This window comes from Martelella mediterranea (assembly GCF_021021415.1).
In the GTDB taxonomy this organism is placed as follows: domain Bacteria; phylum Pseudomonadota; class Alphaproteobacteria; order Rhizobiales; family Rhizobiaceae; genus Martelella; species Martelella mediterranea_C.
On record NZ_JAINWJ010000001.1, the window covers coordinates 188,695 to 201,851 of the forward strand.

At 62.0% G+C, this 13,157-nt stretch carries 11 protein-coding genes; all 11 read left to right on the forward strand.

Annotated elements, in window-relative coordinates; translation table 11 throughout:
• Nucleotides 1–62 precede the first annotated feature (62 nt).
• On the forward strand, nucleotides 63–1,331 hold the full coding sequence (locus K7H91_RS00890; protein ID WP_230718298.1) for an ABC transporter substrate-binding protein: 1,269 nt from the start codon (nucleotides 63–65) through the stop codon (nucleotides 1,329–1,331).
• A 65-nt stretch (nucleotides 1,332–1,396) separates the two neighbouring features.
• Nucleotides 1,397–2,341, forward strand: coding sequence for a carbohydrate ABC transporter permease (locus K7H91_RS00895; RefSeq protein WP_230718299.1), 945 nt, complete (start codon nucleotides 1,397–1,399; stop codon nucleotides 2,339–2,341).
• On the forward strand, nucleotides 2,338–3,171 hold the full coding sequence (locus K7H91_RS00900) for a carbohydrate ABC transporter permease (protein WP_269065829.1): 834 nt from the start codon (nucleotides 2,338–2,340) through the stop codon (nucleotides 3,169–3,171). The genes K7H91_RS00895 and K7H91_RS00900 overlap by 4 nt, the downstream gene beginning before the upstream one ends.
• A 4-nt stretch (nucleotides 3,172–3,175) precedes the next feature.
• Nucleotides 3,176–4,177: an ABC transporter ATP-binding protein gene (locus tag K7H91_RS00905; RefSeq protein WP_230718300.1), complete on the forward strand. Its 1,002-nt coding sequence runs from the start codon at nucleotides 3,176–3,178 to the stop codon at nucleotides 4,175–4,177.
• Between the two features lie 9 nt (nucleotides 4,178–4,186).
• The gene (locus K7H91_RS00910; protein WP_230718301.1) at nucleotides 4,187–5,155 is read left to right on the forward strand and encodes a carbohydrate kinase family protein; all 969 of its coding nucleotides are present in this window, start codon (nucleotides 4,187–4,189) and stop codon (nucleotides 5,153–5,155) included.
• A complete protein-coding gene (locus K7H91_RS00915; RefSeq protein ID WP_230718302.1) occupies nucleotides 5,134–6,534 on the forward strand; it encodes a sulfatase in 1,401 nt (466 codons plus the stop codon). Before K7H91_RS00910 ends, K7H91_RS00915 begins: the two co-directional genes overlap by 22 nt.
• Before the next feature lie 117 nt (nucleotides 6,535–6,651).
• Nucleotides 6,652–7,716 carry a LacI family DNA-binding transcriptional regulator gene (locus tag K7H91_RS00920; protein ID WP_230718303.1) on the forward strand — a complete coding sequence of 355 codons (1,065 nt, stop codon included), beginning with the start codon at nucleotides 6,652–6,654 and terminating at the stop codon, nucleotides 7,714–7,716.
• A gap of 115 nt (nucleotides 7,717–7,831) precedes the next feature.
• A complete protein-coding gene (locus K7H91_RS00925; RefSeq protein ID WP_230718304.1) occupies nucleotides 7,832–9,103 on the forward strand; it encodes an ABC transporter substrate-binding protein in 1,272 nt (423 codons plus the stop codon).
• A gap of 87 nt (nucleotides 9,104–9,190) precedes the next feature.
• On the forward strand, nucleotides 9,191–10,087 hold the full coding sequence (locus K7H91_RS00930) for a carbohydrate ABC transporter permease (protein ID WP_230718305.1): 897 nt from the start codon (nucleotides 9,191–9,193) through the stop codon (nucleotides 10,085–10,087).
• The gene (locus K7H91_RS00935; RefSeq protein WP_230718306.1) at nucleotides 10,084–10,908 is read left to right on the forward strand and encodes a carbohydrate ABC transporter permease; all 825 of its coding nucleotides are present in this window, start codon (nucleotides 10,084–10,086) and stop codon (nucleotides 10,906–10,908) included. Before K7H91_RS00930 ends, K7H91_RS00935 begins: the two co-directional genes overlap by 4 nt.
• Before the next feature lie 9 nt (nucleotides 10,909–10,917).
• Nucleotides 10,918–13,152: a glycoside hydrolase family 2 protein gene (locus K7H91_RS00940; RefSeq protein WP_230718307.1), complete on the forward strand. Its 2,235-nt coding sequence runs from the start codon at nucleotides 10,918–10,920 to the stop codon at nucleotides 13,150–13,152.
• Nucleotides 13,153–13,157: the final 5 nt, after the last annotated feature.

Consider the following 13,157-nt stretch of genomic DNA (forward strand, 5'->3'; position numbering starts at 1 on the left):
GCTTTCATACGCGGGAACTTTTTGAAAACCGGACCTTTCAGAGGCCGGAGGGAGAACAGGCAATGAAGCATTTTGGAAAATTCACGAGCGTGTTGCTCAGCGCAAGCGCGCTGATGGCGGTCTCGGCCGGCGCCGTCGAACTCAACATCGTCCATGGCGCGATCGGCAAGGACAACGAGGTTCTGCGCAAGGAGCTCGACCGCTATGAGGAGATGACCGGCAACACGGTCAACATCGTCTCCATGCCGGAATCGACCACCGACCAGTTCGGCCAGTACAAGCTCTGGCTTTCGGCCAAATCGCCGGATATCGACGTCTACCGCATCGATGTCATCGGCGCGCCGCAGCTGGCCGACCATTTCATCGACCTGACGGAGGCGACCGCCGATATCATCGACCAGTTCGTGCCGGCAGCCGTTGAATCGCAGACCGTCGACGGCAAGCTCGTCGCGCTGCCGATGTTCCTCGGCGCGCCGGCGCTCTACTATCGCAGCGACCTTCTGGAAAAATACGATCAACCGGTTCCCGAGACCTGGGACCAGATGACCGAAACCGCGAAGGTCATCATGGATGGCGAGCGGGCCGAAGGCAATGGCGACATGTGGGGCTTCGTCTTCCAGGGCGCGCCCTATGAAGGGCTGACCTGCAACGGCCAGGAATGGATCTACTCCTATGGCGGCGGCCGGATCGTCGAGCTTGACGGCTCGATCGGCATCAACAATCCGGAAGCGGCCGAAGCACTGAACATGGCGAAATCCTGGGTCGGCACCATCGCGCCGCAGGGCGTGCTGAACTACATGGAAGAGGATGCACGCGGCGTGTTCCAGTCCGGCAATGCGGTGTTCATGCGCAACTGGAACTACGCCTATGCGCTGGCCGATGGCGAGGATTCCCCGGTCAAGGGCAAGTTCGATGTGACCACGCTGCCCGTCGGCGGCGAAGGCGACAGCTCGGCGGCCACCCTTGGCGGCTGGCATCTGGCCGTTTCCAAATATTCACCCAATCCGGACGAGGCGATCGAACTGGTGAAGTTCCTCAACAATTTCGAAAACCAGAAGGAACGCGCGATCGAGACCTCGCGCCCGCCGACGGTGACGGCTGTCTACGACGATGCGGAAGTGGCCGAGGCCCAGCCTTTCATTCCGCGCTGGAAGCCGGTGGTGCTCAACGCCCTGCCGCGCCCGTCCGCCGCCACCAAGCGCAAATATAACGAGGTCTCCTCGGAATTCTGGACCGCCGTGCATGATACGCTTTCAGGCGACGGCACCGCCGAGCAGAACCTCGCCAAGCTGGAAGCCAAGCTGAAGCGCCTGCGCGGCAACGGCTGGTAAACATAACGGCGCCGCCCGCACCCCGGCGCGGCGCCGTTTTGCGCAAGAGAAGAAGGGAACGGAACATGGCAGAACCGGTCGAAAAATCGACCCTGTCGCATCAGCGCGTCGTCTCGGCCTGGGTGTTCCTGGCACCGATGCTGGCAGTGCTGGCCGTGGTCGCGGTCTATCCGCTGGTCCGAACGATCTATTTCGGTTTCACCGATGCATCGATCGATTTTCCCGGCCAGGCGCAATGGGTCGGCTTCCGCAACTACCTCGAATATCTCGACTATGGCGACGGCACCGGCGAATTCTACGGGCTGCTGGCAGACCCGGACTGGTGGCGGGCCGTCTGGAACACGCTGCGCTTCACCTTCTTCTCGGTGCTGTTCGAAACCATTTTCGGCATGATCATCGCGCTGGTGCTCAACACCCAATTCCCCGGCCGCGCGCTGGTCCGCGCCGCCGTTCTCATCCCCTGGGCGATCCCCACCATCGTCTCCGCCAAGATGTGGGCCTGGATGATGCATGACCAGTTCGGCATTTTGAACGATATCCTGATGAAACTGCACATCATCGCCGAGCCGGTGGCCTGGACCGCCAATCCCGACACCGCCCTTCTCGCCGTGCTGATCGTCGATATCTGGAAGACCACGCCGTTCATGGCGCTGCTGATCCTCGCCGGCCTGCAGATGGTGCCGAAGGACATGTATGAGGCGGCGAAGCTCGACGGCATTCATCCCGTGCGCGTGTTCCGCAAGGTCACCCTGCCGCTGATCATGCCGGCGGTGCTGGTGGCGATCGTGTTCCGCGCGCTCGATGCGCTGCGCGTCTTCGACATCGTCTATGTGCTGACGCCCAACAATCCCAACACGGCCACCATGTCGGTGTTCGCGCGCGAAAATCTGTTCGATTTCGACCAGTTCGCCTATGGCTCGGCGGCTTCCACCCTGCTGTTCCTGATCATCGCGCTTCTGACGATCGGCTTCATCCGCGCCACCCGCATGAACCTTGGAGGCGACAGATGATCATCCCCGCTCCCGTCAAACGCATCGCGTTCTACGCGCTGGTTCTGGCCATTCTCGTCCAGGCGCTGTTCCCGTTCTATTATGCGATCCTGACCTCGCTGGAAAACGGCCAGGCGCTGTTCGAAGTCAATTATCTGCCGAAGGCGGTGACCTTCGACAATTACCAACACATGCTGACCGACGGCGTTTTCGGCCACCAGATCTTCAACTCGATCTTCGTCGCCACCGTTGTCGTGATCTTCTCGCTGTTTCTCGGCGTCACCGCCGCCTTTGCGTTGAGCCGCATCCGCTTCAGGGGACGCGGACTGCTGTTGTTCACCATCCTGTCGGTGTCGATGTTTCCGCAGATCGCCGTGCTCTCCGGCCTGTTCGAGCTGATCCGCAATTTCGGTCTGTTCAATTCGTTGTGGTCGCTGGTGTTTTCCTACATGATCTTCACCCTGCCCTTCACGGTCTGGGTGCTGACCACCTTCATGCGCGACATGCCGATCGAGATCGAGGAGGCCGCGATCATGGACGGGGCCTCTTCCTTCACCATCATCCGCCGCATCTTCCTGCCGCTGATGTGGCCGGCGATGGTCACGACCGGGCTGCTCGCCTTCATCCACGCCTGGAACGAATTCCTGTTCGCCCTCACCTTCCTGTCCACCGATAGCCAGCGCACCGTGCCGGTGGCGATCGCGATGATCTCGGGCCTTTCCGAATTCGAGGTGCCGTGGGGCAATATCATGGCGGCGTCCGTGATCGTCACCGTGCCGCTGATCGCGCTCGTTCTCGTCTTCCAGCGCAAAATCGTTTCCGGCCTCACCGCCGGCGCCGTGAAAGGATAGTCTCATGGCCTCCATCGAACTGAAGAAAATCTGCAAGTCCTTCGGCCATGTCGAGGTGCTGAAGGATATCGACCTCAACCTCGAAAAGGGCGAGTTCGTCGTCTTCGTCGGACCGTCGGGCTGCGGCAAGTCCACGTTGCTTCGCCTGATCGCCGGTCTGGAGGATATTTCCGGCGGCGACCTGATGATCGACGGCGAGCGCGTCAACAATGTGCTGCCGGCAAAGCGCGGCATCTCCATGGTGTTCCAGTCCTACGCGCTTTACCCGCATATGACGGTCTACGAGAACATGGCCTTCGGGCTGGAACAGGCGAAGCTCGACAAGGCGGAGGCCGACAAGCGCATCCGCGAGGCGGCCGAAATGCTGCAGATCACGCCCTATCTCGACCGCAAGCCGCGCCAGCTTTCCGGCGGCCAGCGCCAGCGCGTCGCCATCGGCCGGGCGATCACCCGCCAGCCGCGCATCTTCCTGTTCGACGAGCCGCTGTCGAACCTCGACGCGGCACTCCGGGTCGACACCCGCATCGAGATTGCCGCGCTTCACAAGCGCATGAAGGGCGTGACCATGATCTACGTGACCCATGACCAGGTCGAGGCGATGACGCTTGCCGACCGGATCGTGGTGCTGAACGCAGGGCACGTGGAACAGGTCGGCACGCCGATGGAACTCTACATGAAGCCCGCCAGCCGTTTCGTCGCGGAATTCATCGGCTCGCCGCGCATGAATGTGATCGAGGGCGAGATCGCGGACGGGTTCGGCGCGGCGGCCTGCGGCATCCGCCCGGAACATCTCGCGATTTCGCGCGAGAGCGGTCGGTGGACCGGGAAAGTCCTGCTTTCGGAAGAACTTGGAAGCGATACTTACATTCATGTGGAAACCGAAAATGCCGGTATGCTGAATGTCCGCGCGCCGGGCGCGCAGGATTTCGAAGCGGGCGAAAGCGTGTTCGTAACGCCGGACGAGACGGCGCTGCATCGCTTCGACGCTGCCGGCGCGGCGATCTAGGGGGCTGGCATGAACAGCAGACCATCCGAACCGCCGCGCCCGATCTGCGTCATCGGCAATGCCAATCTTGACCTCGTCACCGGCAGTATCGACGACTGGCCGGAATGGGGCACGGAGGTGTTTCTGGAACGCTCGGATTTCCGCATCGGCGGATCGGCGGCCAATACCGCGCTCGTGCTCCAGCGTCTCGGCCATCCCGTCGGCCTCGTCTCGGCGACGGGCAGCGATGCGGCCAGCGCGATGATCACCCGCCAGTTCGCCGGCGCGCTGGACAGGATCGCCGCCCGGCCCGGCCCGACATCGATGTCCGTCGGCATCTTGCAGAAAGGCGGCGAGCGCAGCTTCTTTTCCACCAACGGCCATCTCGACGGGCTCGATGCCGCGTTCTTCTCTGCCGCTCTGGAGGACTGGCCGCTTTCCGGCGCGATCGCGCTGGTCTCCGGCGGGTTCGCCCTGCCCGGCCTGATGGCGGAGCACACGGACTTCCTGGAGCGGCTGAAGGCACGGGGCGCGACCATTGCCATCGATCCCGGCTGGCCCGGCGACGGCTGGACCGAGGCCGCCATCGCCAGTGCCCGCGCATGGATCGGCCTTGCCGACCATATCCTGCTGAACGACAAGGAGGCGCTCGGGCTATCCGGCGAGGACGCCGTGCACGCCGCCTGCCGGGCACTCGCGCCACATATGCGCCCCGATGCCACGCTGGTGGTCAAGCGCGGCCCGGAGGGCGCTGCCTGCTACCGGCGCCGCAACTATATCATCGAACAGGCCCGCCCCCTTGACGTGATCGACACGGTGGGCGCCGGAGATGCCTTCAACGCGGGCTATCTGAGCGCCGTCGCGGAAGGTGCCCCCGAGCGCGCGGCGCTGAGGCGCGGCATTGATGTCGCCTCCGCCGTGATCAGCGAATTTCCCCGCAGCGGCGCTGCGATCTTCCCGGAAAAGAGTCTGGCACCATGCCCAACATCCTCCTCCTGATCGCCGACGATCTCGGCCGGATGACGGGTTGCTACGGCGAGACCGCGATCGCGACACCCAATATCGACCGGCTCGCCGAGAGCGGTACGCGTTTCGACATGGCGTTCACCTCCACCGCCTCGTGCTCGGCCAGCCGCTCGGTGATCTATACCGGCCTGCACACGCATGAGACCGGACAGTATGGCCTCAACCACGACCATCACCACTTCATGACCTTCGATCATGTGGAAACCGCCCCGGCGCTTCTGAACGCGGCGGGCATGAAGACCGGGATTATCGGCAAGATCCATGTCGGCCCGGAGGCGGTCTATCCCTGGCAGGTGCGCGAGGAGAGCGCCGAGCGCGATGTGCGCCGGGTCGCCGACCGCGCCGCCGCCTTTTTCCACCACGCAAAGGCCGAGCAAAACCCCTTCTTCCTGACCATCGGCTTCATCGATCCGCATCGCGACGAGACCCGCGGCGGCTTCGGCAATGACCACGCCTATCCCGGCGTCGAGGACCGCATCTTTGCTCCTGAGGACGTCGCCGTGCCGCCCTTCCTCACCGATCTGCCGGAGGTGCGCCAGGAGCTTGCCGATTATTACCGCTCGATCCACCGGCTCGATCAGGGCGTTGGCATGGTGCTTGAGGAACTTGAAAAGGCCGGCCTTGCCGATGACACGCTCATCGTCTTCCTCTCCGACAACGGTTCCCCCTTCCTCAATTCCAAGACCACGCTTTACGATGCCGGCGTGCATCTGCCGCTGATCATCCGCAAGCCCGGCGGCCGCGCGGGCATCGCCAATCCCAATATGGTCTCCTTCACCGATATCCTGCCGACCTTCCTCGACTGGGCAGGCTACGCCCCGCCGTCCGGGCCCCGCAAGGGGCGCTCGCTGCTGCCGATCCTCGAATCCGAAAAGCTTGAGGAAGGCTGGCAGGCCGTGTTCGGCTCGCACACCTTCCACGAGGTCACCAATTACTGGCCGACGCGCTTCATGCGCACCACACGCTACAAATATCACCGCAACGTCGCCTGGCAGCTCGACTTCCCCTTCTCCGGCGATCTTTACGGCTCGCTGACCTGGGAGGGTATCCGCAATCAGACCCCGGCGATGATCGGCAGGCGGACTGTGAAAGACTATGTCCGTCGCCCGCCCGAGGAGCTCTACGACCTGGAAGCCGACCCGCACGAAGTAAACAATCTGGCCGGCGACCCTGCCCACCGCGACCGTCTGTTTGAAATGCGCGCCGCGACGGAAGCCTGGCAGCGCGAGACCCGCGATCCCTGGCTCTATCGCGACGGCGTATCGCTGCGCGCCATCGAAAAGCACATCGAAAGCGGGCTTGCCGTGCCGGACCGCTTCGATTTCGACCCGGACAATCCCGGCTCGCGATAGATTACACGCCGTGTACGAAGCGAAACGTTCAGGAAGGGGTTGCGCTTCATCCACGTTTCGGTAAAAATTTACTAGACGTGCCAGACCATTGTGGTCCCGGCTGCTTCGGGGGAGATGATGGTCACAATCCGTGAAATTGCGAAGGCGGTCGGCGTTTCGGCAGGCACGGTTTCCCGTGTGCTGAACTACGATCCCACCCTTTCGGTGAGCGAGACCAAGCGCAAGGCGATCATCGAGACCGCCGAGGCGCTGGATTACGCAACGCCGCGAAACCGCAATCGCCGCAAGCCCGCGCCGTTCCGCCAACCGCAACCGACCGCCGCCATGCCCCGCATCGCCACGGTTCACTTCCTGGAGCGTGACGAGGAACTGATCGACCCCTATTATATCGGGGTGAGGCTGGGCATAGAACGGCGCTCACAGCATTACCAGAGCGAGATCGTGAAGGTGTTCCACGCCGATCTTTTCAACGAGGCCAGTCTGTTGCAGGGGGTTGCCGGCATCATCGCCATCGGCAAGCACAGGCCGGCGGAAATCGCCTTTCTCGAGGAGTGTTGCGACCATCTGGTGTTCGCCGATTTCCAGCCTTCGGACGAGCACTATGACTGTGTTTACAGCGATCTCGCGGTGGCAACCACGAAAATTCTCGATGGCCTCGCCGCTGCCGGCTATCGGCGCATCGCCTTCATCGGCGCGGAGGACAGGATCAGCTTTGGCGATGTGCCCTACAGCGAGGCGCGCTGCCGGGCTTATGTCGACTGGCAGAAGGCGCGCGGCACCTTCGACCCCACCCTGATCGCCCTCAACAATGACTGCAATGACGGGCAGAATCTGCGGCTTGAGGTCGGTTACGAGCATGCCCGCGACCTGCTCGACCGGCCCGAACGCCCGGATGTCATCCTCACCGCGAATGACAATATCGCCATCGGAACCGGGCGGGCACTGGCCGAAGCAGGGCTTTCGGTGCCCGACGATATCGCCATCGCCTCCTTCAACGACATACCGGTCGCCCAGTTTCTCAATCCCGCGCTTTCCACCATGAAGATACCAGGCGAGGCCATCGGCGAATGCGCGGTCGACCTGCTGGTCGAGCGCATCAACGGTCGCGAATACACAAAGCGCGTAACCATCCCCGGCGAGATGATCTGGCGCGACAGTTGTCGCCATCCGCCCGCCGCGTAAATTTATTTACTGATTTTTACTAAAAATTTTATTGTCAAGTTTTCCAAATTGTAGTTAGCTTCCTCCGGGGCGGCATGGAGAGCCGTCGGGCAATTTGTCCAAACGGGAGGAACCAATGGATAAGCAGAAAGTGCTGGGCCGCATCACGGGTGTGGCTCTGTCGGGAGCATGTGTCTTCGGCGCGACCGCCGCCTTCGCGGGTGAGATCACCATCTGGTGCTGGGACCCCAATTTCAACGTCGCGATCATGAAGGAAGCGGGCGAGATCTACACCAAGTCTCACCCCGACACGACCTTCAATGTCGTCGACTTCGCCAAGGCCGATGTCGAGCAGAAGCTGCAGACCGCTCTCGCCTCCGGCGCGACCAGCGCGCTGCCGGATATCGTGCTGATCGAGGATTACGGCGCGCAGAAATATCTCCAGTCCTTCCCCGGCGCGTTTGCGGCCATGGATGGCGTTGTCGATTACTCTGCCTTCGCGCCCTACAAGGTGCAGCTCATGACGGTCGACGGCAAGGTCTACGGCATGCCCTTCGACACCGGCGTCACCGGCATGTATTACCGCCGCGACTATCTGGAGGAAGCCGGCTTCAAACCGGAGGACATGCAGGACATCACCTGGGACCGGTTCATCGAGATCGGCAGGCAAGTCGAGGCCAAGACCGGCCACAAGATGACCACGCTCGACCTCAATGACGGCGGCATAACCCGAATCATGATGCAGTCGGCCGGAAGCTGGTATTTCGACGAAAACGGCGACCTCAATGTCCTCGACAACGCCGCGCTGAAGGCAGCCCTCGAAACCCAGGCGAAGATCGCCGAGGAAGGCCTGATCTATCCGGCGACCGGCTGGTCGGATTATGTCAACGCGTTCACCTCCGGCAATGTCGCCTCGGTCATCACCGGCGTCTGGATCACCGGCACCATCAAGGCGCAGGAAGACCAGTCCGGCAAATGGGGCGTCGCACCGATTCCCAAGCTCGACGGCGTCGAGGGCGCAGGCAACGCCTCCAACCTTGGCGGCTCGAGCTGGTATGTGCTCGACAGCTCCGACGTTAAGGACGAAGCGATCGATTTCCTCAACGAGATCTACGCCAAGGACACGGAATTCTACCAGAAGATCCTGATCGAGCGCGGCGCGGTCGGCTCGTTGCTCGCCGCGCGCGAGGGCGAAGCCTATCAGGAGGCCGATCCGTTCTTCGGCGGCGAGAAGGTCTGGCAGAAATTCTCCGACTGGCTGAACCAGATTCCGGCGGTCGACTACGGCATCTTCACCAACGAGCTCGATGTCGCGGTCACCTCCAACCTGCAGTCGCTGATCGACGGCAAGCCGGTCGACGAGGTGCTGAAGGCGATCAACGATCAGGCCAAGTTCCAGATCCAGTAAAGGCGCTTTGCCGGGGCGGGCCCGCCTGCCCCGGCTTTCGCCATCACGATTGTTGGAAAGCCGGCCCGCCGGCAACTGGGACCGACCATGGCTAATGCAAGACCCGGCAATCTGAAGCGGTTTTACGACGTCAACGGCTGGCTGTTCGTGGCGCCGGCCCTCATTCTCGTCGCCGCCTTCATGTTCTATCCGATCATCCGCTCGCTGGTGCTGTCGTTCTATTCCGGCCGCGGCATGATGATGAATTTCGTCGGTTTCGGGAATATCGAGCGTCTCTGGTATGACGCCATTTTCTGGCAGGCGCTGACCAACACGCTGACCTTCCTTGTCATCCAGGTGCCGGTCATGATCGTGCTGGCGCTGATCCTCGCCAACGCGCTCAACAATCCGCGGCTCAGATTTTCCGGCCTGTTCCGCACCGCCATCTTCCTGCCCTGCGTATCCTCGCTGGTTGCCTATTCGATCCTGTTCAAGAGCATGTTCGCCACCGACGGCATCATCAACAGCACGCTGATGGCGGTGGGGCTTGCCGACAGCCCGATCGAGTGGTTCACCGATCCGTTCTGGGCCAAGGTGCTGGTCATTCTCGCCATCACCTGGCGCTGGACCGGCTACAACATGATCTTCTATCTGGCCGCGCTGCAAAATATCGACAGGTCGATCTACGAGGCCGCCCGCATCGATGGCGTGCCCTCATGGCGGCGCTTCCTGCACATCACGATCCCGATGCTGAAGCCGGTGATCCTGTTCACCACGATCACCTCCACCATCGGCACGCTGCAGCTCTTCGACGAGGTCTACAACCTGACCGAGGGCAAAGGCGGTCCGGCGAACGCGACGCTGACCCTGTCGCTCTATATCTACAACCTGACCTTCCGCTTCATGCCCAATTTCGGCTACGCGGCCACGGTCTCCTACGTCATCGTGCTGATCGTCGCGGTGCTCTCCTTCCTGCAATTCTACGCCGCGAGGGAACGCACATGACGAGCCGCCGCCTCATCCGCCTCGCCGCCGGTTCGCTGACCTATATCCTGCTCGGGCTTGCCGCCTTCATCTCGGTGTTCCCCTTCATCTGGATGGTGATCGGCGCGACCAACACCACCGCCGATATCGTCATCGGCAAGGTCACCTTCGGCAACGCGCTGACGACGAATATCAATGCCTTCGTCACGCAGGTCGACGTGCCGTTGATCATGTGGAACTCGATCAAGATCGCGGGCCTCGGCACCTTCCTCACGCTCACGGTCACCTCGCTTGCCGGCTATGGTTTCGAGATATTCCGCTCGAAGCTGCGCGACCGGGTCTATGCCATCGTGCTCTTGACGCTGATGGTGCCGTTTGCGGCGATCATGATCCCGCTGTTCATGATGACCGCCAAGGCCGGGCTGATCGACACCCATATCGCCATCATCCTGCCCTTCATCGCCTGGGCCTTCGTGATCTTCTATTTCCGCCAGGCCACCAAGGCCTTCCCGTCCGAACTGCGCGATGCCGCCAAGGTCGACGGGCTGAAGGAGTGGCAAATCTTCCTGCATATCTATTTCCCGGTGATGCGCTCCACCTATGCGGCGGCCTTCGTCATCGTGTTCATGCTCTACTGGAACAACTATCTGTGGCCGCTGATCGTGCTGCAATCGAACGAGACCAAGACGATCACGCTGGTCGTCTCCTCGCTCGCCTCCGCCTATTATCCCGATTACGGCACGGTGATGATTGGCACGATCCTCGCCACCCTTCCCACGCTTCTCATCTTCTTCGCCATGCAACGCCAGTTCGTCCAGGGCATGCTCGGTTCCGTCAAATAGGTCATACACATGCGTAAAGTTCAGAATTTCAATGCCGGCTGGGTGTTCTCCGAAGGGTTCGACAATGCGGCGATCAGCACCCTGCGCGATGGCGAAAGCGTGCGCCTGCCGCATACCGCCGTCGAACTGCCCTTCAACTATTTCGACGAGAAGCGCTATCAGCGCGCTTTCACCTACCAGAAGGTTTTTGCCAACGAGCCCGGTTTCGCCGGCAAGCGGGTTTCGCTGGTCTTCGACGCGGCGATGGCCGACAGCGTCGTTTTCCTCAACGGCAAGGAAATCGCCGCCCACAAGGATGGCTATACCCCCTTCGAGGTCGAGATCGGCCCGCATCTGAAGGACGGCGACAATCTGCTGACGGTGAAGATCGACGGATCGGAGAACCCGGACATCCCGCCCTTCGGCAATGTCATCGACTATCTGACCTTTGCCGGCATCTATCGCGACGTCTGGCTGAAGATCACGACCCCGGTCGCGATCGACAACGTCAAGATCGAAACGCCCGACGCGCTCGCCGACGCCAAGAGCGTGACCGCCGACGTGTTCCTGACCGACGAGACCACCGGCAGGCTCAGCGCGACGCTGAGCGACGCCGAGGGCAAAATGATCGCCGCCACCGAAGCTTCCGTTTCGGGCCGGCAGACGCGGCTTGCGCTTTCCGATCTGAAAGGCCTCCGGCTTTGGGATATCGATGACCCGGCGCTCTATACTCTCACCGTGACGCTCGAAACCGAGGCGGGCACGGACGATTTTTCCAACCGTTTCGGCTTCCGCACCGCGTCCTTCGCCAGCGATGGCTTCCGACTCAATGGCAGGCTCTTGAAACTGCGGGGCCTCAACCGCCACCAGAGCTGGCCGCATCTTGGCTACGCCATGGGCAGGCGCGGGCAGGAAAAGGATGCCGATATCCTTAAATTCGAACTGGCCTGCAATATCGCCCGGACCTCGCATTATCCGCAGTCGAAATATTTCCTCGACCGCTGCGACGAGATCGGCCTGCTGGTTTTCGAGGAAATCCCGGGCTGGCAGCATATCGGCGGCGATGCATGGAAGCGGGAATCGGTCGAGAACGTCCGCCGGATGATCACCCGCGACTGGAACCATCCGTCGATCATCATCTGGGGCGTGCGCATCAACGAATCCGCCGACGACCACGATTTCTACGCCGAGACCAACCGGGTCGCCCGCGCACTCGACGCCACCCGCCAGACCGGCGGCGTGCGCTGCATCGAAAACAGCGAGATGCTGGAAGACGTCTATACCATGAACGACTTCGTCCTCGGCGACGAGGAACAGCCGGGCCGCAACCATGCGCGGATCTGCACCCGCGACCAGAGGCAGGTGACCGGGCTTTCGAAGACGGTGCCCTACATGATCACCGAATATAACGGCCACATGTATCCCACCAAGCGCTTCGACCAGGAAAGTCGGCAGGCCGAGCACGTCACCCGCCACCTGCAGATGCTGAACGCGGTCGCCGGCGACCCGACGATCGCGGGCAGCACGGGCTGGTGCATGTTCGACTACAACACCCACAGCGATTTCGGCTCCGGCGACCGGATCTGCTATCACGGCGTGATGGACATGTATCGCGAGCCGAAATTCGCGGCCTATGCCTATGCCTCGCAGGGCGATCCCGAGAATGGCGTGGTGCTTCAGCCGGTCACCTTCTGGGCGCGCGGCGAGCGCAACATCGGCGGCGTGCTGCCGCTGATCATCCTGACCAATTGCGACTATATCGAACTCACCGTCGGCGACAGCGCGCCCAAGCGGGTGGAGCCTGCACGTTCGACATACCCGCACCTCCCTCATCCGCCGGTCATTCTCGACAGCCACAATGTCTCCGCCGAAGAATTCGGCGATTGGGGCCGCCAGTGGTTCGACGGCACGCTGACGGGCTATATCGACGGAAAACCCGTCAGGACCATGAAGCTTGCCGGCAACCCCGTGCCGACGACGCTTGAGATCGCGCCGGATGCGACCGAATTGAGGGCGGGCGAAAAGGATTGCGTGCGGGTGATTCTGCGCGCGCTCGACCAGTGCGGCAACATCATGCCGTTCTTCGACGAGCCGGTCGCGCTTTCGCTCGATGGGCCCGGCCGCATCGTCGGGCCGGAGATCACGAGCTTCCGGGGCGGCACGGCGGGGCTTTATATCGAGGCGGGGGATGAGACCGGGACGCTGACGCTGTCGGTCCGCTGCGCCGCCTTTGCCGATGATACTATCGCCTTCACGATCAGCTGAGGTTT